This is a genomic window from Bacillus sp. 5w2 (assembly GCF_054353775.1).
On record NZ_JBTIWT010000002.1, the window covers coordinates 55,591 to 80,932 of the forward strand.

The window sequence follows — 25,342 nt, forward strand, 5'->3', positions numbered from 1 at the left end:
TTGGAGATTTTTCGTTTGTAAAAGGTAGGTTATAGGAGGAGAGAAAGGGTGTTCAATAAAAAATCAATGCCGGCTATAAAAATGATCCTTTCGATGTCTATTTTCGGATCAATTGGATTTTTTTCTGTTCAAACAGGTTTACCGTCTTTTGAATTAGTATTCGTTCGTTGCATTTGTGCGACTCTATTTTTAGCATTATGTTGGCTCGTAACAGGACAGTATAAAAGTGAGAAATGGAATAAAAAAGAAGTAATGCAAATATTAGCATGCGGCGTATTTCTCGTCTTTAACTGGGTGTTTCTATTTAAAGCCTTTGAAGTTATGTCAATTACAATTGCGATTTCAGTGTACCATCTTGCACCAATTATCGTATTAATGATTGGTAGTATTGTATTTAAAGAGAGACTTACAGTGTTTGCTGTTATGTCCATTGTCATTTGTTTTATCGGTACAGTTTTAGTAGCTGGAGTAGATGGAAGTCTATCGCTCGAAAAACTTATGTCATCTGGCATGGTATGGGCACTTCTTGCAGCTGTATTTTATGCTTTTACCACTTTATTAGGAAAAGGAATTCGGCATACGAGCGCATATGCGATGACATTTTTACAAACATTTTTAGGGATATTTTTATTGCTACCATTCGTAGACTTCGGGAAGTTTCAAGGACTAACAGAGATGAACTGGATGATGATCACAGCGACAGGACTTATACATACGGGGTTTGTTTATTATTTATTTTTTGACAGTTTAAGAGATTTATCGACAAGATTAATTTCTGTATTAGTGTTTTTAGATCCTGCGGTTGCAATACTATTAGATACAGTCTTTACCGGGTTTAGACCGACTAGTATGCAAGTAGTAGGGATTGTTCTTATCTTTGTAGGGATGGCTCTAACTTTTCGCAAGGGAAGAGAAAAGGAATTATCGGTAAAGGAAAGTGCTACTTCTTAATTTTAGAAGATATCATTTTCATTTCAATAAGAAGATATTGCAATTTATTTACATGTTTTATACAATAAATTAGTAAATAAAGGGAAAAAGAGAGAAAAGAAAAAAGGGTGGATGGACGTAATGAGACAGCACGTATTAAAAGGAATCACAGCGATGACTTTATTAAGTGGAGTATTTGTGAGTGCAAATAGTACTAGTGCAGAAGAATGGCCAGTGCATGAGCCAGAAATGATTGTATTTACTGATGTAGCCGAGGATCATTGGTCGAAGGATGCAATCTATGATTTAGCATATCATAAAATCATGGTTGGTTATGGAAATGGAACATTTGGTGCTAAAGATAATGTAACACGTGAGCAAGCGGCAGCTGTAATTGCTCATGCTCTTAAAATACCAAATAATCTAGAACTATTAGACAATCCATATACAGATATCAATGAAAGCACAACAAATTTTGCTTATGAAATTAAAGCATTAACGACTCGTCGAATTTTCGCAGGATACGAAAATAACACATTTCGTCCGAAGGATCCAGTAACTCGTGCACAGCTGGCACAAATTATTGTGAACGCCTATGAATTTAAAGTGAAACAGAAGCATACATTTACAGATGTACCAGATACCCATTGGGCAACAGATGCAATTAGTGCGTTGCAATCTAATGATGTTGTTAAAGGGATGGGTAATGGACAATATGAGCCGAATACTTTTGTAACACGTGAGCAATTTGCGGTGTTTTTAAAAAATGCAATGGTAATGAAAGCATTAAATAATTAATCTAGTTTACTATTTGTGCTAGATTTGGACAAAATCGTTATTAATTCATATAGAATTACAAAAGACGCAAATATATATTATTTGCGTCTTTTTGTGTCAATAAAGTGAAATTTAAAAATGCAAAGGAGTTCACAAAGAGATTGTAGAATATTTCATTATATAACACCTTAGATTTGACAGCTTCCTTTTTGACAATAGAAGAAGGAGGTATGAAGCAGAAAGGTAGTAAAAATGTTTCTTCTAGAAGATTTGCATTTTATCGTACATTCATCAATAAATGAATACTCCTAAAGCAGTGAAGCTTATTAAAATGCATGGCTAAAAATATTTGCTCATGTTATTTGGAAATACTTCATATGTAGTATGGATAACTTCGTATTATCTATTATTTTTCTATTTAACATAAAATAGAAATAGGGAGAGAGGACAATGAAGAAAAAAATATTGGGTGTAATGATGATTGCGACAATGGTAGGCGGTATATTTACAGGAACGAATGTGGCCCCTGTAAAAGCGGAAGAATATCCGGAAATGATTGTATTTGATGATGTTCCATACGGATTTTGGGCATATGATGCTATTTTAGACTTAGCTTATAATAAAATTATAGTTGGATACGGAAATGGAAAGTATGGTGTTGGAGATCTTACAACACGTGAACAAGTAGCTGGGGTTATTTACAAAACACTTGAAATGAAAGACGAAGGGGCAGTAGCGAATCCATACAAAGATATTTCTGGAAGTTCAACTAATTTCCAAAAGGAAATTTTAGCGTTAACAAAACGTGGTGTTTTTAAAGGTGATGCAAACGGAAACTTTAGACCGAAAGCACCAATTACTCGAGCTGAAATGGCAGTAGCACTTCAAAAGGCATATACTTTCGAAGCAAAACAAAAGCATACATTTAAAGATGTGCCAAAAGGACATTGGGCAGAAGGTGCAATTAGTGCATTACAATCTAATCAAGTTGTGACAGGAACTGGAAAAGGTATGTATGAATTAAATAGCTTCGTACCGAGAGAACAATATGCTCAGTTTATAAATAACGCAATTATTAATTATCATTTGAAAGAGGATTGGAAATAGGGTGAAATAGGAAAGCACAAATAGAACTATTTGTGCTTTTTGTTTGTTTATAGAAGAATTATTATGCGTTTTTATGTATTTTTATTGTTGTACATGAGCTTTATAATCAACCCCGTAAAAAAGACATGATATGTAATATGATTCACAAAACCGTCACGAAATGTGTCGAGAAATCTATTGTCACTATACCATTTGTTATGTATATTTTTTAAAAACATATACATATTGGGGAGATAATTTGATGAGCAAAAAATTATTAAAAACAGCTACGGCATTAACAATTATGGGTGGGATGTTATTCTCAGCAGAGAGTAACAATGTAAAAGCGGAAAGTGCACCGTTACAAAATACAAATCCAATTGTATTTAAAGATGTACCAAAAGGACATTGGTCAGAAGAGGCAATTCATAATTTAGCGGCAAACGAAATTATTTTTGGATATGGAGATGGAATTTTCGGTTTTGGAGATGATGTAACACGTGAGCAAGTTGCAGCTTTAATTTATCGTGTGTTTGATATAGAAGAACAAGATGAATATGAAAACCCATATGGGGATATCGATGAAAACTCAACAAACTTTATTGAAGAAATATTAGCTTTAACGGAACTAGAAATTTTCATGGGAGATGAGCATGGAAACTTTAGACCGAAAGCAACGTTAACTCGTGCAGAAATGGCGCAAGTTCTTACGAATGCGTTTGAGTTACAGGCGAAGGGTCCTCATAATTTTAATGATGTTTCAGCGAATTCATGGGCAACGAATGCAATTAGTGCAATACAAACAAATGGTATTACAGCGGGAATCGGAGATAATAAATTCGGTCCTTCCATGAAAGTAAAAAGAGAACAATACGCACAGTTTTTATATAAAGCAATTTTGCATGATATGGAACAAGGACAGTAATAAGGTTTAATTAGTAAATTGAGGTTTGGAAAATAATACAAAAAGGTCATTGTTGTATAACAGTGACCTTTTTTTGTATGGAATAAAGCGCGAAAGAAAAGCATTTTGGAAAAAAACGAAATGAATTTTCAAAAAAAACTTCCTTTTCTGAAGATTTGTTATATAATATAAAACATAAAATCAAATCTGTTATAAAACAGTTTAAGAAGGGGATGCTAATATGTCGACGCAAACTTCACGGGTTACACTCGTCGGAGAAATGTTACCAGCGTACAACGAAATATTGACACCTGAGGCGCTTAGTTTTTTAAAGGAACTACATGAAAATTTCAATGAGCGCCGCATAGAACTTTTACAAAAGCGTGCGGAGAAACAAAAAAGAATTGATGCAGGAGAGTTTCCGAAGTTTTTAGAAGAAACAAAACGTATACGTGAAGCGGATTGGACAATTGCCAAACTGCCAAAAGATTTAGAGGATCGCCGTGTAGAGATTACGGGACCAGTAGATAGAAAGATGGTTATTAACGCTTTAAATTCAGGAGCGCATCTTTTTATGGCGGATTTTGAAGATTCGAATTCACCAACTTGGGAAAATGCGATTGAAGGTCAAATAAACTTACGAGATGCAGTGCAGGGAACGATTTCGCATAAAAATGATAACGGAAAAGAATATCATTTAAATAGTAAAACAGCAGTATTAATTGTGCGTCCAAGAGGATGGCATTTAGAAGAAAAACATATGCAAGTTGATGGGAAGAATATGTCTGGTAGCTTAGTAGATTTCGGACTCTATTTTTTCCATAATGCGAAAGCTCTTTTAGCAAAAGGAAGCGGTCCATACTTTTACTTACCGAAAATGGAAAGCCATTTAGAAGCAAGGTTATGGAATGATGTTTTCATATTTGCTCAAAAATATATCGGTATTCCAAACGGAACGATTAAAGCGACGGTGTTACTGGAAACGATTCACGCTTCGTTTGAAATGGATGAAATTTTGTATGAGCTTAAAGATCATTCTGCTGGATTAAATTGCGGAAGATGGGATTATATTTTCAGTTTTCTAAAGAGTTTCCGTAATCATAATAAATTTTTACTTCCAGATAGAGCGCAAGTCACGATGACGGCGCCGTTTATGCGCGCGTATTCTTTGAAAGTAATTCAAACGTGCCACCGCCGCAATGCACCGGCAATTGGTGGAATGGCAGCACAAATTCCGATTAAAAACAATCCAGAAGCGAATGAAGAAGCATTTGAAAAAGTGCGTGCAGATAAAGAGCGCGAAGCTTTAGACGGTCATGACGGGACTTGGGTTGCCCACCCGGGACTTGTACCAGTCGCGATGGAAGTATTTAATCACATTATGAAAACACCGAATCAAATTTTTAGAAAACGTGAAGAAATACATGTTACAGAAAAGGATTTATTAGAAGTACCAGTGGGAACGATTACAGAAGAGGGGCTTCGCCTAAATATTAGCGTAGGTATTCAATATATCGCATCTTGGTTAAGTGGACGGGGAGCAGCGCCAATTTATAACTTAATGGAAGATGCGGCAACAGCGGAAATTTCTAGGGCACAAGTATGGCAATGGATTCGCCATGAAGGTGGAAAGCTACATGATGGCCGTAATATTACGCTTGAATTGATGGAAGAGCTAAAAGAAGAAGAATTAGAAAAAATAGAAAGAGAGATTGGTAAAGAGGCCTTTCAGAAAGGGAGATTCCAAGAGGCAACAACGTTGTTTACCAATCTCGTTCGGAATGATGAATTCGTACCATTTTTAACATTACCGGGTTATGAAATTTTATAAAAAATGAAAAGGGGATGGATCATATGAAAAACGAAAGAATCGAGAAATTACAAGAGAGCTGGGAATTAGATACGCGCTGGAAAGGGATCACACGTCCATATTCGGCAGAAGATGTAATTCGCCTGCGAGGATCAATTGATATTGAACATACATTAGCGCGCCGTGGTGCTGAAAAGCTTTGGTCGTCGCTTCATACGGAAGATTACATTAACGCACTAGGCGCATTAACAGGAAACCAAGCGATGCAACAAGTAAAAGCTGGGTTACAAGCAATTTATTTAAGTGGATGGCAAGTCGCTGCGGATGCGAACCTTTCTGGACATATGTATCCAGACCAAAGTTTATACCCAGCGAACAGCGTACCTGCTGTAGTAAAACGAATTAATCAAACACTTCAACGTGCGGATCAAATTCAGCATATGGAAGGAAGCGGTGATACAGATTATTTCGTACCGATTGTAGCAGATGCAGAAGCTGGATTTGGCGGACAATTAAACGTATTTGAACTGATGAAAGGTATGATTGAAGCAGGTGCATCTGGCGTGCACTTTGAAGACCAATTATCTTCAGAGAAAAAATGCGGCCATTTAGGCGGAAAAGTATTATTACCTACGCAAACAGCGGTACGTAATTTAATTTCGGCACGTCTTGCAGCAGACGTAATGGGAGTGCCGACCATTATCGTTGCAAGAACAGATGCGGATGCAGCTGATTTAATTACGAGCGATATTGATCCGGTTGATAAAGCATTTATTACAGGAGAAAGAACTCCAGAAGGGTTTTACCGTACGAAAGCAGGTCTTGATCAAGCGATTGCACGTGGTTTAGCATACGCTCCTTATGCAGATCTCGTTTGGTGCGAAACGTCTGAACCAAATTTAGAAGATGCAAAACGATTTGCAGATGCAATTCATAAAGAGCATCCAGGGAAATTGCTTGCATATAACTGTTCACCTTCATTCAACTGGAAACAAAAACTAGATGAGAAAACAATTGCGAGCTTCCAAAAAGAAATCGCATCTTACGGTTATAAGTTCCAGTTCGTAACGCTAGCTGGATTCCACTCATTAAACTACGGCATGTTTGAATTGGCGCGTGGCTATAAAGAGCGCGGCATGGCAGCGTACTCAGAACTACAACAAGCAGAATTCGCAGCAGAAAAACACGGCTACTCTGCAACTCGTCATCAACGAGAAGTAGGGACAGGTTACTTTGATGAAGTAGCACAAGTTATTACAGGCGGTACATCATCAACGACAGCATTAAAAGGATCTACGGAAGAAGCACAGTTTACGAAATAAAAGGAAAGGGCACCTTTTTCAAGGGTGCCCCTTGTTATTTTATGAACGATTCGACAAAAAAGAAGATATTATCAAATCCATTCTTTCCCATGCGTACGAATGAATGCAATATCTTTCTTATAATGCTCTAAATGTCCTTCATCAATCATTCTTTGGAAATTCAAGTCGCCTTCTTGCGCTTTTCGTTTCATATAGGCACATAACGCTTCTAGGCGTAGTAGTACCATACCTACGTAATCTTCGTCCATACTTTTACCGTAGGACTGGACAAACAACTTCACTCTTTCTTTCGTATGGGCAGCATGTCGTGACGATTCATAATGAACGGCCTCACCCGATTCTGTATAATACATTCTACTTAAAGGTACACAAGTATAAAGCGTATAGGCGATATCCCAAATTCTTGGACCAGGAGCAGCAACATCAAAATCAATAATGCCTACTGGTTTTTCTTGATTAAAAATAATATTGTATATGGCAAAATCGTTATGGCATACAACCTCAATATTATTTGGAGTATGATCCATCGGTTTCCAATCATCTAATAAAGGAAAATCACTTACAGCATCATGGTACAGACGAAGCATCTTTGCTAGTTCTTTTAAAACAGCATTAGACCGCATATATTCTTTTAACGGATAATTCCCAGATTCTCCTTCAATAAAGGATAAAATTTCTCTATCTTTTTCATCTACACCTAAAAACTTTGGAGCATGATGAAACCCTTTGTTTTCTAAGTGTTGTAATAACTTATGAATTTTTGTACTGTCTGGCTTTAATTCTCTACGAACAGTATTTTCAGAACGATATACATTGGATACATTTCCCCCTGTAAGCTTTTCTTCGTTAGCGTAGTTTGGCATATAATCCCCTCCATTATCACGACTGTACGATTATATTGTAACACCTTAGAATAAGGGATGTAATCGCATTCGAATGATGTGTGTGTTCACTTTATAGTGAAATCCGTATATGTTAAAATCAAATATTTGTGTATGTACAATCAATTTAATTTGTCAGTTATTTTCAAAAAAGATTGTACATTTCATTTTAAGTGTGCTATGATGGTGTCAGTTGAATAGTTAAATTAAGCAATCCATATGTTATCAAGTGCTGAAAACGAACGAGAAAAAGTATGTGAGAACTAGTTTATGTTTCGTATTTGATAATGTGTGGATTCTTTTTTTAGACAGGAAGACTAAAATAAATTGTGTTTTCTTTAGGAGGAAATAATTATGGCAGTAACAGGACAAGTAAAATGGTTTAACAACGAAAAAGGCTTCGGTTTCATCGAAGTTCCAGGCGAAAACGATGTATTCGTACATTTCTCTGCAATCGAAACTGAAGGTTTCAAATCTCTAGAAGAAGGTCAAAAAGTTAGCTTCGAAATCGAAGAAGGTAACCGTGGACCTCAAGCTAAAAACGTAATCAAACTATAATTTTATAGTTTATTATGGAAAAAAGGGATGGCTGCTGCCATCCCTTTTTTTGTTGTAATATACGAGCATAATGATTATATTTTGGGGAAAAGTATACAAATGAAGTCATACTCAATGTTCGTAGAGGTAACGAAGAAGACTTAAACAATACGATTGAAGAGATAAAAGCGTATGCGAAAACGTATGAACATGATAAAGTGACGTTAATCGATTTGAAGAAATCTCATTCTCCTGTTTTAGATGAGGATCGATATATAGTTCTATTACAAATTGAAAGAGATACAAAGAATCTTGGAAGAAAATATGAATATGAAGAATAGTAAAAGGCTTTCCGAAATGGAAGGCCTTTTACTATTCTTTTTCAACCTTTTTCTTCTCGCGTTTCTTACATTCAGAGCATTTCGATGTACGAAAAGGCTTTGCAAAGAATAAGAGAATGAAAAATAGCCCAAATATAATACTAGCTGAGTTTTTCACAATCACAATACTACTATTTTTCATTTGAATCGTTGGTTGAATTTCTTTTTCTTCCATAGTGGACCTCCATATATTGGATTTTCCTTTTAATTATAGCAAAGTTAATTGTCGTAATGATGCGAAATGAGGAAGTGATTGTAAATATTTATAGATAGTATAAATACATTTTGTTTAGGTTGTTTATTATTTAATCGCTATATAATTATTTTTTAATTTAAAAAATGTTTGATAAATGATAAAGTATTGTAAAAAAGCGGAATCTGTAGCCTATTTTCGTCTCATAGATGCTAAAATTACATATGCAGCTGCTAATATAAATAGAAAAAAGGAGACAGTAGAATATGGAAAGTAAAGTAGAGCGCTATGTCGAAAACTATGTGGTAAATAAAAATACAATGGCCTTACTTCCTGTTATTTTGAGTGAGAAGAAAATTGTTACACGAGTTGTTGAGAGGGAAGATTCTTTTTTCGTATTTCAAAAGCCACTAGATATTATAGAAAGAAGTTGCCGTAAGCATGGCTCTAGCTTCTTAGGCAGAAAAGAAGGAACGAAAGAGTTAACTCATATTACACATAAAGCACCGATTGCGATTAGTCCGACAGATCAACTTTATTTTTTCCCTACTTATTCTTACTCTAGAAAAGAGTGCGCTTGGTTGTCTCATTTTTATATCGAAAGTAATAAACAGTCAAAAGATGGAAATGTCATTGTTCGATTTATAAATGGCTTTGCTGTGAAATTAGAAATATCAAAAAGTAGTTTTGAAAATCAACAAAATCGTACAGCGAAATTGCGTACTGAATATGAAGATTGTAGAAAAAAACAAGGGAACCCTTCCTTTAAACTAATTGATAAAAGTGAAGAATCTAAATTAAAACCAGCATACGAGAAAGTGTATTTTGTTAAGGAAGGCGAAGTTTGAAAAGATGGGGGAAAACCCCATCTTTTTTTATTTGTCGGTAAGTCGATATAATTTCACTTGTCGTGACAAGTACTGAGAAAAATCACCCAAGTAACCAAACATACGACACATCCTGTCGAATATTGATAGATTATCATAGCTAAATAATGAAGGAATTCTCATGAAAGATATGGAAACTTTAATAAATACATCTCCATATGTCGTATCTACCATTTCCTCTTTCTTATAAGCGATGATACAGTAGAGGTAGTATTTAGAGTAAAGGGGTAAAGTGTAGAATGGATTTTCAGACAATCAAAGATTATTTTTCACCAGAAAATATGGATCATATTGTTGAAAGTTATAAAGCGTTCGGACCACTTCTTGGTATTGGTTTACCGATGATAGAAGCGTTGATTCCAGCATTGCCACTCATCGTATTTGTACTGGCGAATGCTGTTGCATTTGGATTTTGGCTCGGTTTTCTTTATTCTTGGCTTGGATCAGTAATGGGTGCCTTACTTGTCTTTTTCATTATCCGCCATTTTGGCCGAAGTCGTTTCTTTTCTTTTGTAAATAAGCATGAGAGAGTACGAAAGGCAATGGGATGGATTGAAAGGAAAGGGTTCGCGCCGATTTTCGTCATATTTTGTTTTCCGTTTACACCGTCTGCGCTTATAAATGTTGTCGCTGGTTTATCTCGCATTAGTGTAAAACAGTTTGGACTTGCGCTCGCGTTCGGAAAGCTTGTAATGATTTTTATTTTAACGTATATCGGCCATGATTTAATGTCATTTATTCATAATCCGGTGAAATCAGTCATTGTAGCAATTGGTATTTTTATTTTATGGTATGTCGGTAAGAAAATCGAAGTAAAGTTAGAGCTACATTAAGAATAGTCTTCTTTGTCCCGCTATTTGTGGGCAGTAAAACTCCCACCAAAAAAATCGGCTGAAGCAAAAAAGTTAGGTGGGAGATCAAACTGCCCGTAAATGCCCGATTGGTGCGGGCTGATAATCGGTGGGGGATGAACAAAACCCCACCGATTAAGTTTCACTTTATAAATGCAAGCTTCATTATTAAAGGGTAAGGGGAGAAGCGGATGAAGAAAACTTTGAAAAAAGAAGGCATAGAGTGGATACGAACAATTTTAATTGGTGTATTATTAGCTGTATTTTTTCGAACGTTTTTCTTTTCAACGTACGTTGTAGAGGGGAAGTCAATGATGCCAACATTGCAAGATGGCAATATGCTCGTTGTAAATAAGGTGAGTTATCAAGTAGGGGACTTGAATAGGTTTGATGTCGTTGTGTTTCATGCGAATAAAAAAGAGGACTATGTAAAACGAATTATTGGTTTACCTGGGGACCATATTGAATATAAGCATGATAAGCTATATATAAATGGACAATTCGTAGATGAACCTTATTTAGAGAAATATAAGAAAGAGATAAATGGACGACAACTAACAGGTGATTTTAAATTAGAAGAATTAACGAAAGAGAAGTTTGTACCACCTGGTTACATTTTTGTGGTAGGCGATAACCGCCTCGGGAGCTGGGATAGTAGACACTTTGGATTTGTAAAAGCTGATACAGTAGTCGGTAAAGTTGATTTACGATATTGGCCAATTCAAGAGGTACAAACGAATTTTTCAAAAGGTTGATATAATAGGTAGAAGTATAGAAAAAGACAAACTACTCCGTTTGTCTTTTTTCGTGTCCTATAATACAATTATAGTAGCAAACTAACGTTCGTTATGTAAGTGAAAGGTGGGGTTACATGTCACTTCGATTTGTGATTGGTAGAGCGGGAAGTGGAAAAAGTACACTTTGTTTACACGAAGTGCAAGAAGAGTTAAAGCAGCGCCCAAGAGGGGAAACAATATTATACCTTGTGCCAGAACAGATGACATTCCAAACGCAGCAGGCCTTAATTGGAAGCGAGGATGTAAGAGGTTCTATTCGGGCACAAGTTTTTAGTTTTTCACGGTTAGCGTGGAAGGTGCTGCAAGAAGTTGGCGGAGCGAGTCGTCTTCACATTGATGAAGCGGGCGTACATATGTTGCTTCGTAAAATTGTAGAGTCTCGTAAAGATGGATTATCGGTGTTCCAAAAAGCAGCGGAGCAAAACGGTTTCTTTGAACATCTTGGTAGTATGATTGCGGAGTTTAAACGTTACAATGTGACGCCATCAAACGTATATGAAATGTGGCAACAATTAGATGCGCATAGTAGCAGTGCCGAGCAAAAGCTATTAGCGAATAAAGTGTATGATTTACAACTACTATATGATGATTTTGAACGTGCTTTAATCGGAAAATATTTAGATTCAGAAGACTACCTGCAATTACTAGTCGAAAAGCTTCCGCAGTCTGAATATGTAAATGGGGCTGAAATTTATATAGATGGATTTCATTCATTCTCACCGCAAGAGCTAGAAATTGTAAGACAGCTTATGATTTGTGGAGCGAGAGTTACGATCACGTTAACGATAGATGAAAAAACGTTAGCACAGCCAGTAAATGAACTAGATTTATTTTATGAAACGACGTTAACATATGAAAAAATAAAACAAGTAGCACGTGAAGAGAAGATAGAAATTGAAAAAACGATTCCACTTATGGAACAACCGCGTTTTCATTCTCCGGCATTAGCTCATTTAGAAGCTCATTATGAAGCGCGTCCGAATGAAAAGTTTCACGGTGAAGCAAGTGTAACGATTAGTACAGCCGCGAATTTACGAGCTGAAGTAGAAGGTGTTGCTCGGGAAATTCGTAAACTTGTCGGGGATGAACAGTATCGTTACCGAGATATTGCAGTCCTTCTTCGTAACGGAGAAAGTTATTACGATGTGATGCGAACGTTATTTACGGATTATAATATCCCGCATTTCATCGATGAAAAACGCCCGATGTCACATCATCCGTTAGTAGAATGTATTCGTTCTGCATTAGAAATTATTAGCGGGAACTGGCGCTACGACGCGGTGTTCCGCTGCGTGAAAACAGAGCTTTTATATCCATTAGATGTAAGAAAAGAAACGATGCGCGAAGAGATGGATGAGTTTGAAAACTACTGTTTAGCGTACGGTGTACAAGGGAAGAGATGGACTTCAGAGGACCCGTGGATGTATCGCCGCTATCGTTCTCTTGACGATACGGACGGAATGATTACAGACAGTGAACGTGAAATGGAAGAGAGAATAAATCGACTGCGCGACGTTGTAAGAACGCCTGTTATTCGTATGCAAAAAAGACTGAAGCGTGCGGGAACAGTTATGCAAATGTGTGAAGCTGTTTACTTATTTTTAGAGGAGCTTGACGTTCCGAAAAAACTAGAAGCATTACGTATTCGTGCAGAAGAGAGCGGAGATTTCTTATTTGCGACAGATCATGAGCAAGTATGGGAAGAAGTAATGAGTCTTCTTGATACGTTTGTAGAGATGCTTGGCGAAGAGAAAATGTCACTTTCTATGTTCACAGATGTTATGTCGACAGGTCTTGAAGCGCTTCAATTCGCTAACATTCCGCCGTCATTAGACCAGGTGTTAGTTGCCAATATTGATCACTCCAGGTTATCAAACGTGAAAGCAACATTCATTATAGGAGTAAATGAAGGCGTCATTCCAGCAGCACCTATGGATGAAGGTATGCTTTCTGATGAGGAAAGAGAAGTTCTTGGCGCGGCAGGAATTGAATTAGCGCCAACGACGAGACAAACTTTATTAGAAGAACAGTTCGTTATGTATCAAATGGTAACGAGAGCGACTGAGAAATTATATATTTCATGCCCGCTTGCAGATGAAGAAGGAAAGACATTACTAGCGTCTAGCTTTATTAAGAAAATAAAAAGAATGTTCCCGGATGTGAAAGATTCGTTTATTACAAATGACGTAAATGACTTATCACGTTCAGAACAAATTTCATACGTAGCAACACCAGAAGTAACGTTGTCTTACGTAATGCAGCAATTACAAACGTGGAAGCGATATGGATTTGAAGGGAATTTAGACTTTTGGTGGGATGTATATAATTTCTACGTAACTTCAGATGAATGGAAGCAAAAAAGTAGCCGCGTGCTATCAAGTTTATTCTACCGAAATCGTGCGCAGAAACTAAGCACAGTTGTAAGTAGAGATTTATACGGAGATACCATTAAGGGAAGCGTCTCTCGTATGGAATTATTTAATCGTTGTGCGTACGCTCATTTCGCGCAGCACGGTTTATCATTAAGAGAGCGTGATATTTTCAAATTGGATGCGCCAGATATCGGGGAGCTATTCCATGCAGCGCTGAAGAGAATTGCAGACAGGCTATTGCGTGAAAACCGTACTTGGGCAGATTTATCAATAAAAGAGTGTGAGCATCTTTCTGTTTTAGTAATAGAGGAGATTGCACCGTTATTACAAAGACAAATTTTATTAAGTTCAAATCGTCATTTCTACTTAAAACAAAAATTACAGCAAATCATTTTCCGTACATCAATCATTCTACGTGAGCACGCGAAGTCAAGCGGTTTCGTACCAGTTGATTTAGAAGTGCCGTTCGGTATGGGCGGTACAGGATCACTTCCGCCGATGGAATTCTCATTACCAAATGGTGTGAAGATGGAAGTTGTCGGCCGTATTGACCGTGTGGATAAGGCAGAAGATGAAAATGGGACATTCCTACGTATTATTGACTATAAATCAAGCTCAAAAGCGCTAGATTTAACGGAAGTGTATTACGGATTAGCACTGCAAATGTTAACGTATTTGGATGTTGTTACTTCGAATGCACATACGTGGATGAAAAAAGGCGGCACGGCATCACCGGCAGGTGTACTGTACTTCCATATTCATAACCCGATTGTTGAGATGAAAGGTGACGCATCGGAAGCAGAAATTGAGAAAGAAATTTTAAAGAAATTTAAAATGAAAGGTCTCGTACTAGGCGATGCTGATGTTGTTCGTTTAATGGATAACAAACTTTCAACAGGAAGCTCTGATATTATTTCTGCTGGTCTGAAAAAAGACGGTAGTTTTAGTGCGCGTTCGAGCATTGCAAGTGAACAAGAGTTTAATGTACTGCAAAAATACGTACACCATACGTTTGAAAATATCGGAAAAGACATTACAGAAGGTGTGATCGATATTGCTCCTTACAAAAAGGGAAATAAAGCGGCATGTACGTTCTGTAACTTCAAATCTGTTTGTCAGTTCGATGAATCACTTGAAGATAATCAATTCCGTACGTTAAAAGATATGAAAGATAGCGAAGCGATGGAGAAAATTAGAGAGGAGGTTGGCGGAGAATGATTGAAAATTGGCCTGAAAAACCAGAAGGTAGTCAGTGGACAGATGACCAGTGGAAAGCGGTTGTAGCGAACAGACGTGATATTTTAGTCGCAGCAGCAGCTGGATCGGGTAAAACAGCAGTATTAGTTGAACGTATTATTAAAAAGATTATAAATGAAGAAAACCCAGTCGATGTCGACCGCCTGCTCGTTGTAACGTTTACGAATGCAGCGGCGCAAGAGATGAAAAACCGAATTGGGGAAGCGTTAGAAAAAGTATTAATTGATGAACCAGGCTCTCAGCACGTAAGAAAGCAGCTTAGCTTATTAAATAAAGCTTCTATTTCGACAATCCATTCATTTTGTTTACAAGTAATTAGAGGATACTATTACATGCTTGATGTGGATCCTCGTTTCCGCATTGCGAATCAAACGGAAAATGAACTGTTAAAAGAAGAAGTATTAGATGACATATTAGAAGAAGAGTACGGAATTGAAGATAATAGTATTTTCTTTGAACTTGTTGATCGTTATACGAGTGACCGTAGTGATGATGACTTACAGCGTATGATTTTAGCGCTTCATACAGAATCAAGAGCGCACCCGAATCCGGAAAAATGGCTCGATAAATTAGTAGAAGCATACGACGTGGAAGGAAAGACAATTGAAGATTTAGTGTACGCTTCTTACTTATTAGAAGATGTGAAATTCCAGCTTGAAACAGCGGAACAGCATATTCGTAAAGCGACTGAACTTGCGATGCTTCCTGACGGTCCAGCGCCTCGCGTTGAAACGCTGCAAGCAGATATAGCTTTACTTGGAACGTTATCAGCAGCGGCTCGTGAATCATGGACAAGCGTGTATGAAGCGATGCAAAATGTATCGTGGCAAACGTTAAAACGTATTAAGAAAAGTGATTACAACGAAGATGTTGTAAAACAAGTAGACGCTCTTCGTAATAAAGCGAAAGATGAAGTGAAGAAATTACAAGAAGAGTTGTTTAGCCGCAGACCGGAAAGTTTCTTACGAGATTTTCAAGATATGCATCCTGTATTAGAAAAACTCGTACAGCTCGTAAAAGTATTTACAGAGCGTTTCCAATCGATGAAGCGTGATAAAGGAATGGTCGATTTCACAGATTTAGAGCATTTCTGTTTACAAATTTTAAGTGAACAAAGTGAAAACGGTGAAATGAAGCCGTCAGCAGTAGCGCTTCAATATCGTAATAAATTTGCTGAAGTACTAGTCGATGAATATCAAGATACGAACTTCGTACAAGAATCTATTATTAAATTCGTAACGAAAGATTCTGAGAGTGAAGGAAACTTGTTCATGGTTGGTGATGTGAAGCAGTCGATCTATCGTTTCCGACTAGCAGAACCAGGCCTATTCCTAGGAAAATATAAACGTTTCACACAAGAAGGATTAGACGGCGGAATGAAGATTGACTTAGCAAAAAACTTCCGTAGTCGTCATGAAGTGCTAGCAGGTACGAACTTTATATTCAAACAAATTATGGGTGAAGAAGTCGGTGAAATCGATTACGATGCTGACGCTGAATTAAAGCTAGGTGCTAGCTATCCAGAAGGTGAAGATGTAGCAGCTGAGCTACTATGTATTCAGCAAACAGAAGAAGAAGTGATAGACGGAGAAGAAGGTGCCGAGGTAGAAAAAGCACAGCTGGAAGCTCGTCTTATGGCGCAACGTATTAAAGCGATGGTCGATTCAGGTTATGAAGTGTATGACCGTAAAAATAATAGTATGCGTCCGGTGCAATACCGTGACTTCGTTATTTTACTTCGCTCCATGCCGTGGGCGCCGCAAATTATGGAAGAGTTAAAGCTGCAAGGAATTCCAGTATACGCTGATCTTGCGACTGGTTACTTTGAAGCGACAGAAGTAAATATTATGATGAACGTCTTCCGTGTGATTGATAATCCGATGCAAGATATTCCGCTTGCTGCAGTACTTCGTTCACCAATTGTTGGACTAAATGATGAAGAACTTGCAACGCTTCGTTCTCACGGGAAAAAAGGGTCATTTTATGAAGTAATGAGCTCATTCTTAAAAGGAGCACCGCTTGAAGAAGAGCAAGAACTACATGATAAATTAGAGTGGTTTTATAATTTACTGCAAGGATGGCGTGAATTCGCGCGTCAACAGTCACTTTCTGATTTAATTTGGAAAGTGTACGGTGAGACAGGATATTACGATTTCGTTGGTGGTTTACCTGCTGGAAAGCAAAGGCAAGCAAACTTACGCGTACTATATGATCGCGCAAGGCAATATGAAGCAACATCGTTTAGAGGATTATTCCGCTTCTTACGCTTTATTGAGCGTATTTTAGAACGCGGTGATGATATGGGTACGGCGAGAGCTTTAGGTGAACAAGAAGATGTCGTTCGCATTATGACGATTCATAAAAGTAAAGGACTAGAGTTCCCAGTCGTATTTGTAGCTGGACTTGGGCGTCGTTTTAATACACAAGACTTAATGAAACGTTTCTTACTTCATAAAGATTTCGGTTTCGGTTCACAGTTCATTGATCCTCGTAAACGAATTAAATATACGACATTATCACAATTAGCGATTAAGCGTAAAATGAAGATGGAATTAATTGCGGAAGAAATGCGTGTATTATATGTGGCGTTAACGCGTGCGAAAGAGAAGTTAATTTTAATTGGAACGGTTAAGGATGCAAATAAAGAAATGGAAAAATGGCTCGATGCGAGGGAGCATAGTGAGTGGTTATTACCAGACCATATACGTGCCGGAGCGTCTTGTTATTTAGACTGGATTGCACCTTCATTATATAGACATCGTGATAGTGAAATGCTTCTGGAATTAGGACAAGGAAGTATTCCAGGTGAAATTTATGGGTATGACACTAGCTGGAAAGTAGAAATTGTAGACGGTAACACGTTACTCGCACCAGAACCGGTTCAAGAAGAGAAACAAGAATTACTAGAAGCGCTTCGTGAGAAAAAAGCTGTTCCGTTACAAAGTGAACGGAAAGAAGAAGTGTACGACAGATTAATGTGGAAGTACGGATATGAGGAAGCAACATCATATCGTGCGAAACAGTCTGTTACAGAAATAAAGAGAAATTATCAATCTGAAGAAGGTAGCGATAACGCCTTTATTAAAAAACTACGTGCGCCAATTAAAACACGTCCTCGTTTTATGGAGAAAAAAGGATTAACGTACGCTGAAAGAGGTACGGCAGTACACGCTGTTATGCAGCATGTAGATTTGAAGAAGCCGATTACAGAAGAAGTGATTCGGGAGCAAATTAATGGCATGGTTAATAAAGAACTATTAACATTTGAACAAGCGGAAGAAATAGCAATCGAAAAAGTGATTTCATTCTTTGACAGTGATCTTGGTAAAAGGGTATTAGCGGCGAAAAGTGTTGAGCGTGAAGTACCATTTACGATGATGCTTGCAGCAGAAGAAGCATATCAAGATTGGCAAGGGAAGAGCGGAGAATCGATTCTTGTCCAAGGGGTTATCGACTGCATGATTGAAGAGGAAGATGGTATCACTTTAATCGACTTTAAAACAGATACGATTGAAGGGAAGTTCCCAGGCGGATTCGATCAAGCGAAACCGATTTTAGAAGATCGATATAAAGTGCAGCTTTCGTTATATGCAAAGGCGCTAGAGAAAAGCTTGCAACATCCTGTGAAAGAGAAATGCTTATACTTCTTTGATGGCAACCATGTTGTGAAAATTGAGGAATAGAGGAACTGGAAAATGGCAACGGAAAAAACGTTAAGAACGTGTGAAAAAGGACATGAATACTATAAAAGTAGCGATTGTCCAACTTGCCCAGCTTGTGAGAAAGAAAAGAAACCAAAAACAGGATTTCTTTCACTTCTTTCATCACCGGCACGAAATGCGTTACAACATCATGGAATTCACACTATAGAAGAACTCTCAAAATATAGTGAAAAGGAAATTTTAAAACTACATGGTATGGGCCCGGCATCTTTACCAAAGCTTAGAAAGGCTTTGGAGGAGAACGGGTTATCATTTAAATAAAATGAAATTATAATTTGTATGGGAATAAGAAAAAAGTAGGAGAGCATCTCCTACTTTTTTTACGCTGTTCCAATTTGATCTTGATCTGCCACATCAGAATCAAACGTATTTGTTGCACTAACGCCGCTAAACGTATTCACGACAAATCCAACATTGGAAGCACCAGATCCGTTATAAGCTTTCGTATTTTCTTTCGGAGATACGTTATAAAAATCTCCTAAATTGAAAGAGCCATTACTGTTTTGAACGACAAGATTTCCAACAACAGAGGGCATACCATCCACCTACTTTTCTAAGCTTTTTAATTACTATATGAACTATTGAGCGGAAGGTTCATCCGAAATATATTGGCGGATTTGCATAATACGAGAGTTATTAAAAACATAATCAACATTTCCAATTTGAAAGCAACCAGAATTTAAAAGGGTTCGTAATTCAACATTGTTTACTTCAATAAAAGGGTATTCATTTACAATATTTAATTTTACATCTGTCGTTCGCTTTGGGATTGTGATGTGTTCGTCTGTAAAGATTTCAAACGCATCTAAGCGACCTTCTCCCTTTATATAACAAGGAATTTCCCTGTGTACGGCAAGAGCTCTACTTTTTAATTCCATTTGATTTGCATCTCCAACTTGAAATACACCAGTAATCCCTAAAGAAATAATAGAAACATTTTGGACAACAGACACATGATGTAACATAATTTCTCAGTCTCCTTAACCTGGAGTAGGAGGGACATCTGTGACTAGTGGTACAAATGGACCCTCTGTAACAGTTTCAAATGGTGTATCAAGAATAGAAGATAGTATGAGGAGATTCGCATCTCCAATTAAAAAGAGTGCGGACGACGATACACCGTTCATTTTAATCTGTCCGACTTTTAATTCACGATTTACAACGTTAACATTCATACATACTTACTCCTTTCGGAAATTGCCCGGTATGTGTTGAATAAAAGATAGGAAAGCTTTGTCGATATCATGTTTCATTGCTTGAATAATGATATCTCGTAAATAATCTGGATCTGTTGAAATCCCTTCATATGATTGCGCTTGTGATAAATAATAAGGAAGTCTATGCTCCATTTGTTTTTTTATGTCATCCACCATCATTTGTCGATACATTTCATCGAGCGGCGTTCTCTCTTCTTGTTCAAAATGGAGAATTCGATTATATGCTTCTTCATCTAAGTAACGATGCATTTCTTGAAGGATGCCTTGGTAAAAATCTGGGTTTGTATCTGTTTCAGGATTTACCTTTAATGTTTCTGTATCCACTTGAAAATCCTCAATTGGCTGTCCTTTTGCTGAAAACGGATTTAAACCAATATTTAAAGTACCATTTAAATTTTCTACTTTTAACTGATCGAATTTGTATTCCACTTTTCCTACAGAAGAGGAGGGGCGATTTTTTAATTCGGTAAGCTCTTCTTGTAATTGGCGCACTTGATCTTCTAGGTGAAGAATGTTTGCTTGTTGTGCTTGAAGAGCTTGTTGAAGTTGGTGTAAGTAAGTATATATATCTTGGTTCATTTTGTGAAACCTCCTTTTCAATAGGGAGGGTAAAAATATTCCTGCTATATATTTATGACAAGGATGTCTTAAGAAGAACTAGTTGATGGTTTGATAGAAATAATTTGTCCCTTCCCCTGTAATGGGCGAAGAGGCTGTGTAAATCCGCCGGAATTTGAAAATTTAGATAGAGCTTTAATACTTCCGGCAGTTCCAATTTGGAATACAGAAGAAGTTGTAATGCTATCAATCCTAATACTGTTGATGATGATACTTTGGTTTACATAAAAATTCAATGCAATCGCCTCCTCTAAGTTGAACCAATTATCGCTTGATCAATTACATCTGAATCATTGACAGTCGTTGTACTTTGATAATTGTAGACAGAAACGTTATCTCCAACATTAAAGGAGCCTGCCCCAGCGAAAGCGCGTGAATAACTAATAGGTCTAATCGCAAATACATCTCCAATATGAAAAATACCACTTGATCCAATATTAACGATACGAATATGTCCGACCATAGCTGGCATAAAAAACACCTTTCGTTTTTAAAATTTTCTTTTCTACTATTGTATGGGCGTTTTCAATAAAATGTGTGTGTTTTTGAAATAAAAGAAACACACACGTTATTGTGTGTGTGTATCGAGTGTTTGATTGGGGTGAAAATCCGTATGTACATGCCAAATTGCATTTAAGAGCCTGTCCAGTTCTTGGCTACAATCCACTGTTTTTTGAGAAGTCATTCCGTAGCGTTCAGCAAAATAAATCATTTTTTCACGTTTTTTTTCAATCGCTTGCTCAAACATTGAAATCGGCTCCATCTCTAAATGAAATTTTTAGTATATATGTAGTACATATTATACAAAAATCCCATAAAAAAGAAATACCTTCGCTAAAAAAAGTAAAATTTCTACATTTTATGCCAAATGATAAAGGGGTAACGAATAGGATATGAGAAGAATATTGTAAAAATTAGCGTGCATGAGAAGGTTTTTTTCTTACGGATGCGAATACAATTAAAGGGTATGAGTTTTAGGATGGAGAGTGGAAATATTGCGTTTGGTAACAGCGAAAAAAGATGAAAAGGTATTTGTAGGTATTGTGGATGAAGAGGAAGAAAAGGTATTGCACTTAAGAGAAGCGCAAAGGCAAAAGGGAGAAAAGGTTACAATCCCCATTACAATGTTAGAGTGTATTGAAAGAGGGACTGAATGTTTTGAGAAAGTACGTGAAATTGTAAATTGGGCAAAAGAGCATGGGGAAACGGCGTATTATCCGTTAACTGAGGTGAAAATATTAGCACCGATTCCAAGGCCAAGAAAGAATATTTTGTGCGTTGGAAAAAACTATCGTGAGCATGCGATAGAAATGGGCGGAGTAGAGTCCATTCCAGAAAATATAATGATCTTTACGAAAGCGCCAACGACAGTTATTGGAATGAATGAAAAAATTAATAGTCATCCCCACGCAACGAATGAACTAGACTATGAAGGAGAACTAGCTATCATCATTGGTAAGCGAGGGAAACAAATAAAAAAAGAAAAAGCGCTAGAGCATGTTTTTGGTTATACCATTATAAATGATATAACTGCTCGCGACATTCAACGGAAGCATAAACAATTTTTCCTTGGAAAAAGTTTTGATACATTTTGTCCGATGGGACCGTATTTAATTCATAAATCAATGGTTGAAACGCCAAATGCGTTACACATTGAAACGGTAGTAAATGGGGAAGTAAGGCAAACTTCAAATACAAATAAAATGATTTTTTCAATAGAAGAGATTATTTCAACGATAAGTAAAGGAATGACATTAGAACCAGGAGATATTATCGCAACAGGAACGCCATCTGGTGTCGGAAAAGGTTTCACACCACCGAAGTTTTTACATGCTGGTGATGAGGTGATCATTACAGTAAAAGGAATTGGTACTTTGCGAAATGTAGTGAAATGAAAAAAGAGCTATCTTGTGAAAAGATAGCCCTTTTCTATGGTCTTGGGTTATAGAGGTAATCGATAACGGAAAAAGTGTAAAGACCAATAAATGCAAGTGTACAAATACCAAATAGTATAACCGTAAGTGCGCTTTTTTCTCGTCCAAAACCAATGATAGTCAGAATAACAGCGGTCCAAAATGATGCTTTCAGTAGTGTGAATGTAGTAGAAGATGAGTAGTGACTAAGTAATGTTACGGAAAGGAGGAAGCCAAAGAATGTAACTAAAATAAAAGATGTGGCTAAATAGTTAATATGTTTACCATACCTTAATAACATATCGCACCTGCTTTCTAAAATAAAATACAGAAAATTACAATTTTATTTTAGTATAAATCAATATAAAAAGAAAGAGGTTGTCCCAACATGTAGGACAACCTCTCTATTATTACGATAATACTGCTTTAATTTTTTGGAACGCCCACTCTAAATCTTCTTCAGAGATTACTAGAGGTGGTGCGATACGAATTACATTTTCGTGTGTTTCTTTACATAATAGACCAGCTGCTTTTAGTTGTTCACAGTAAGGACGAGCTGGCTCGTTTAATTCGATACCGATGAATAAGCCTTTACCGCGAACATCAGTAATCATTGGGTTATCAATTTCTTTTAATTGCCCAACTAACTTTTCACCTAATTGAAGAGAACGCTCTGTTAATTTTTCTTCTTCTAACACTTCAAGAGCTGCGATAGAAACAGCACATGCAAGTGGGTTACCACCGAATGTAGAACCGTGAGAACCTGGCTCGAATACGCCTAAAATGTCGCGGTTTGCTGCTACGCAAGAGATTGGGAATACGCCGCCACCAAGGGCTTTACCAAGTATGTACATGTCAGGAGTTACATTGTCCCAGTCGCAAGCAAATACTTTACCAGTACGGCCTAAGCCTGTTTGGATTTCATCTGCTACGAATAAAACGTTTTCTTTTTTACATACTTCAAGAGCTTCTTTTAAGAAACCAGCTGGTGGAATGTTAATTCCTGCCTCACCTTGAATTGGCTCTAAAATGAATGCAGCTGTATTTGGTGTAATTGCAGCTTTTAACGCTTCTAAATCACCGTAAGGAATTACGATAATACCAGGAAGCATTGGACCGAATCCACGCTTGTACTCTTCGTTTGATGACATAGAAACAGCACCCATTGTACGGCCGTGGAAGTTATCTTCACAAACGATGATTTCAGCACGATTTGCTTCTACTTTTTTCACATCATAAGCCCAGCGGCGAGCTGTTTTAATTGCAGTTTCAACAGCTTCTGCACCTGTATTCATTGGAAGTACCATTTCTTTATTAGTTAGTTTCGCAACTTTTTCGTACCAAGGACCTAATTGATCGCTATGGAAAGCACGAGAAGTTAACGTAACACGATTAGCTTGGTCAATTAAAGCGTTAATAATTTTTGGGTGACGATGACCTTGGTTTACTGCAGAATATGCACTTAATAAGTCCATATAGCGGTTTCCTTCAGGATCTTCTACCCAAACGCCTTCTGCTTTAGAAATAACGATTGGAAGTGGGTGATAGTTATTTGCTCCGTATGTGTCTGTAAGTTCGATAATATCCTTAGTTTGAATCATGATTGTTCCCCCTTTTGTTATTACAAGAAGTTTGTAAATACTCTAAATATTATATCATTTAAATGTAAAAAAGCGAAACATTTCCTGAAAATAAATGAACATGTTATCATATAGAGTGAAAAAGTGTGAAAAGAGGAGGTAAGGGATACGATGGTACATATGCATATTACAGCATGGGCGTTAGGTTTAATTTTATTCTTCGTTGCGTATTCACTTTATTCAGCAGGAAGAAAAGGTAAAGGTGTACATATGGGGCTTCGCCTAATGTACATTATCATTATTGTGACGGGCTTCATGTTGTACATGAGTATTGTGAAAACAGCAACAGGTAGCATGCACATGTGGTACGGCTTAAAAATGTTAGCTGGTATTTTAGTTATCGGTGGAATGGAAATGGTTCTTGTAAAAATGAGCAAGAACAAAGCAACAGGGGCAGTTTGGGGACTATTTATTGTTGCGTTAGTAGCAGTATTTTACCTTGGACTGAAATTACCGATTGGCTGGCAAGTATTTTAATTAAAAATAAAACCACCTTATAATCTCAAATATTTGGGAGATAAGGTGGTTTTTTTACTTTATGTCGCATCGATATGCAACTCTTCTCCGTTTACTTTCGTAAAACGAAACATGTTTTTATTTGACGTAGGGTGACGAACGAAATGGTGTTGCAGTGTACAAATCATCTCTTCGTTATCGAACAAAAGAATATTTACTCCTTCGCACGTTTCCTCTTTCGGTAAGAAAGATAAATAATTATGACAATACATGCAATCATATAAAGAGTAATGAAGGGATTGCAATGATTCCGTTAATAATGTAAAGACAGAGTCAGGTAATTCCTCAAGCCATTCCGTATAGCTAAGAAGTAATTTTTTTCGAATTCGTATCATTTCCCCATTTTGCAAATGGTGCTGTTCGTTGGCGATTTGTAATACATCTTGTTCATAGAAACGAGCTGGTAGCCAGTTGTTGTTATATAAAATCTCAAAGCCATCTTCGGCAATATCTTCTAATAAAAATGCTTCATCATTTTCATCGTCAAAGAATACCCATTCATTGTTTATATATTCTACATTACCGACTGTATGAGCGCGTGGCTGGTTATATAAAATATGGTTACGTTGTATCATACACGATTTCTCCTTTATGAAAAGTAGTTATTTCTGTTATAGACAGTTCGGGCGTACTTTATAACTAGACACACCTAGACATAGGTGGGCATACAATAAAACACGTTTTACTGAGTGAAAATGCTATTCCGTATGTGGATAGTACGTTATCGTCAAG

Annotated in this window: 28 protein-coding genes; 16 read left to right on the plus strand and 12 right to left on the minus strand. The window is 37.0% G+C overall.

Annotated features, from left to right (window positions below; genetic code table 11):
- Positions 1–48: 48 nt before the first annotated feature.
- From ACXY7N_RS04505 to aceA, 6 genes are all read left to right on the plus strand, one after another.
- Positions 49–951, plus strand: a complete 903-nt coding sequence (locus tag ACXY7N_RS04505; protein WP_016088939.1) for a DMT family transporter — start codon at positions 49–51, stop codon at positions 949–951.
- Between the two features lie 120 nt (positions 952–1,071).
- Positions 1,072–1,728 carry an S-layer homology domain-containing protein gene (locus ACXY7N_RS04510; protein ID WP_016088938.1) on the plus strand — a complete coding sequence of 219 codons (657 nt, stop codon included), beginning with the start codon at positions 1,072–1,074 and terminating at the stop codon, positions 1,726–1,728.
- Positions 1,729–2,157: 429 nt separating this feature from the next.
- Positions 2,158–2,814: an S-layer homology domain-containing protein gene (locus ACXY7N_RS04515; RefSeq protein WP_016133890.1), complete on the plus strand. Its 657-nt coding sequence runs from the start codon at positions 2,158–2,160 to the stop codon at positions 2,812–2,814.
- Between the two features lie 241 nt (positions 2,815–3,055).
- Positions 3,056–3,718 carry an S-layer homology domain-containing protein gene (locus ACXY7N_RS04520; RefSeq protein ID WP_016088936.1) on the plus strand — a complete coding sequence of 221 codons (663 nt, stop codon included), beginning with the start codon at positions 3,056–3,058 and terminating at the stop codon, positions 3,716–3,718.
- Between the two features lie 220 nt (positions 3,719–3,938).
- Positions 3,939–5,528, plus strand: a complete 1,590-nt coding sequence (gene aceB / locus ACXY7N_RS04525) for a malate synthase A (RefSeq protein WP_016088935.1) — start codon at positions 3,939–3,941, stop codon at positions 5,526–5,528.
- 23 nt (positions 5,529–5,551) lie between these two features.
- Positions 5,552–6,829 carry an isocitrate lyase gene (aceA, locus tag ACXY7N_RS04530; protein ID WP_016088934.1) on the plus strand — a complete coding sequence of 426 codons (1,278 nt, stop codon included), beginning with the start codon at positions 5,552–5,554 and terminating at the stop codon, positions 6,827–6,829.
- A gap of 71 nt (positions 6,830–6,900) precedes the next feature.
- Here the strand turns inward: aceA and ACXY7N_RS04535 are convergent, their stop codons facing one another.
- On the minus strand, positions 6,901–7,692 hold the full coding sequence (locus ACXY7N_RS04535; RefSeq protein WP_016088933.1) for a phosphotransferase: 792 nt from the start codon (positions 7,690–7,692) through the stop codon (positions 6,901–6,903).
- A 372-nt stretch (positions 7,693–8,064) separates the two neighbouring features.
- On the opposite strand from ACXY7N_RS04535, the gene cspA reads away from it, so the two are divergent.
- Both cspA and ACXY7N_RS04545 read left to right on the plus strand, forming a co-directional pair.
- Positions 8,065–8,268, plus strand: coding sequence for an RNA chaperone/antiterminator CspA (cspA, locus tag ACXY7N_RS04540; protein ID WP_000301522.1), 204 nt, complete (start codon positions 8,065–8,067; stop codon positions 8,266–8,268).
- Between the two features lie 107 nt (positions 8,269–8,375).
- Entirely contained in the window at positions 8,376–8,588 is a 213-nt protein-coding gene (locus ACXY7N_RS04545) for a hypothetical protein (protein ID WP_080118056.1), read from the plus strand.
- 31 nt (positions 8,589–8,619) lie between these two features.
- Here ACXY7N_RS04545 and ACXY7N_RS04550 read toward each other — a convergent pair whose 3' ends face one another.
- Complete coding sequence (locus ACXY7N_RS04550; protein WP_016133893.1) at positions 8,620–8,802, minus strand: hypothetical protein; 183 nt, start codon at positions 8,800–8,802, stop codon at positions 8,620–8,622.
- Positions 8,803–9,086: 284 nt separating this feature from the next.
- On the opposite strand from ACXY7N_RS04550, the gene ACXY7N_RS04555 reads away from it, so the two are divergent.
- The 6 genes from ACXY7N_RS04555 to ACXY7N_RS04580 all read left to right on the plus strand — a co-directional run bounded on the left by ACXY7N_RS04555 (position 9,087) and on the right by ACXY7N_RS04580 (position 18,967).
- Entirely contained in the window at positions 9,087–9,668 is a 582-nt protein-coding gene (locus ACXY7N_RS04555; protein WP_016088931.1) for a competence protein ComK, read from the plus strand.
- 278 nt (positions 9,669–9,946) lie between these two features.
- Positions 9,947–10,540, plus strand: coding sequence for a TVP38/TMEM64 family protein (locus tag ACXY7N_RS04560; protein ID WP_016088930.1), 594 nt, complete (start codon positions 9,947–9,949; stop codon positions 10,538–10,540).
- Between the two features lie 209 nt (positions 10,541–10,749).
- The gene (lepB, locus tag ACXY7N_RS04565) at positions 10,750–11,313 is read left to right on the plus strand and encodes a signal peptidase I (protein WP_016088929.1); all 564 of its coding nucleotides are present in this window, start codon (positions 10,750–10,752) and stop codon (positions 11,311–11,313) included.
- Between the two features lie 116 nt (positions 11,314–11,429).
- Positions 11,430–14,945, plus strand: coding sequence for a helicase-exonuclease AddAB subunit AddB (gene addB, locus ACXY7N_RS04570; protein WP_088083428.1), 3,516 nt, complete (start codon positions 11,430–11,432; stop codon positions 14,943–14,945).
- Positions 14,942–18,667: a helicase-exonuclease AddAB subunit AddA gene (addA, locus tag ACXY7N_RS04575; protein ID WP_016088927.1), complete on the plus strand. Its 3,726-nt coding sequence runs from the start codon at positions 14,942–14,944 to the stop codon at positions 18,665–18,667. The genes addB and addA overlap by 4 nt, the downstream gene beginning before the upstream one ends.
- A 12-nt stretch (positions 18,668–18,679) precedes the next feature.
- Positions 18,680–18,967 carry an RNA polymerase alpha subunit C-terminal domain-containing protein gene (locus ACXY7N_RS04580; protein ID WP_016088926.1) on the plus strand — a complete coding sequence of 96 codons (288 nt, stop codon included), beginning with the start codon at positions 18,680–18,682 and terminating at the stop codon, positions 18,965–18,967.
- A 59-nt stretch (positions 18,968–19,026) separates the two neighbouring features.
- On the opposite strand, the gene gerPF is transcribed toward ACXY7N_RS04580, so the two are convergent.
- The 7 genes from gerPF to ACXY7N_RS04615 form a co-directional block, all read right to left on the minus strand.
- Positions 19,027–19,242 (minus strand): spore germination protein GerPF, encoded by a 216-nt coding sequence (gene gerPF / locus ACXY7N_RS04585; RefSeq protein WP_001141570.1) that lies wholly within the window; start codon positions 19,240–19,242, stop codon positions 19,027–19,029.
- A gap of 42 nt (positions 19,243–19,284) precedes the next feature.
- Complete coding sequence (locus ACXY7N_RS04590) at positions 19,285–19,671, minus strand: spore germination protein GerPE (RefSeq protein ID WP_016088925.1); 387 nt, start codon at positions 19,669–19,671, stop codon at positions 19,285–19,287.
- Between the two features lie 15 nt (positions 19,672–19,686).
- Complete coding sequence (gene gerPD / locus ACXY7N_RS04595; RefSeq protein ID WP_001102342.1) at positions 19,687–19,881, minus strand: spore germination protein GerPD; 195 nt, start codon at positions 19,879–19,881, stop codon at positions 19,687–19,689.
- A gap of 6 nt (positions 19,882–19,887) precedes the next feature.
- A complete protein-coding gene (gene gerPC, locus ACXY7N_RS04600) occupies positions 19,888–20,502 on the minus strand; it encodes a spore germination protein GerPC (protein WP_016088924.1) in 615 nt (204 codons plus the stop codon).
- Positions 20,503–20,570: 68 nt separating this feature from the next.
- On the minus strand, positions 20,571–20,777 hold the full coding sequence (gerPB, locus tag ACXY7N_RS04605) for a spore germination protein GerPB (RefSeq protein WP_016088923.1): 207 nt from the start codon (positions 20,775–20,777) through the stop codon (positions 20,571–20,573).
- Between the two features lie 14 nt (positions 20,778–20,791).
- Complete coding sequence (gerPA, locus tag ACXY7N_RS04610) at positions 20,792–21,013, minus strand: spore germination protein GerPA (RefSeq protein ID WP_016088922.1); 222 nt, start codon at positions 21,011–21,013, stop codon at positions 20,792–20,794.
- Positions 21,014–21,109: 96 nt separating this feature from the next.
- Entirely contained in the window at positions 21,110–21,289 is a 180-nt protein-coding gene (locus ACXY7N_RS04615) for an aspartyl-phosphate phosphatase Spo0E family protein (protein ID WP_000462840.1), read from the minus strand.
- 247 nt (positions 21,290–21,536) lie between these two features.
- Here ACXY7N_RS04615 and ACXY7N_RS04620 point away from each other — a divergent pair, with 247 nt between their 5' ends.
- Positions 21,537–22,436, plus strand: coding sequence for a fumarylacetoacetate hydrolase family protein (locus ACXY7N_RS04620; RefSeq protein ID WP_016088921.1), 900 nt, complete (start codon positions 21,537–21,539; stop codon positions 22,434–22,436).
- A 34-nt stretch (positions 22,437–22,470) separates the two neighbouring features.
- Here the strand turns inward: ACXY7N_RS04620 and ACXY7N_RS04625 are convergent, their stop codons facing one another.
- Positions 22,471–22,755 carry a hypothetical protein gene (locus ACXY7N_RS04625; protein ID WP_098485919.1) on the minus strand — a complete coding sequence of 95 codons (285 nt, stop codon included), beginning with the start codon at positions 22,753–22,755 and terminating at the stop codon, positions 22,471–22,473.
- Between the two features lie 109 nt (positions 22,756–22,864).
- Entirely contained in the window at positions 22,865–24,055 is a 1,191-nt protein-coding gene (gene rocD / locus ACXY7N_RS04630; RefSeq protein WP_016088919.1) for an ornithine aminotransferase, read from the minus strand.
- A gap of 150 nt (positions 24,056–24,205) precedes the next feature.
- On the opposite strand from rocD, the gene ACXY7N_RS04635 reads away from it, so the two are divergent.
- A complete protein-coding gene (locus ACXY7N_RS04635; protein ID WP_016088918.1) occupies positions 24,206–24,571 on the plus strand; it encodes a YisL family protein in 366 nt (121 codons plus the stop codon).
- Positions 24,572–24,630: 59 nt separating this feature from the next.
- Here ACXY7N_RS04635 and ACXY7N_RS04640 read toward each other — a convergent pair whose 3' ends face one another.
- Positions 24,631–25,185, minus strand: a complete 555-nt coding sequence (locus tag ACXY7N_RS04640; protein ID WP_016088917.1) for a DUF2777 domain-containing protein — start codon at positions 25,183–25,185, stop codon at positions 24,631–24,633.
- Positions 25,186–25,342 lie beyond the last annotated feature (157 nt).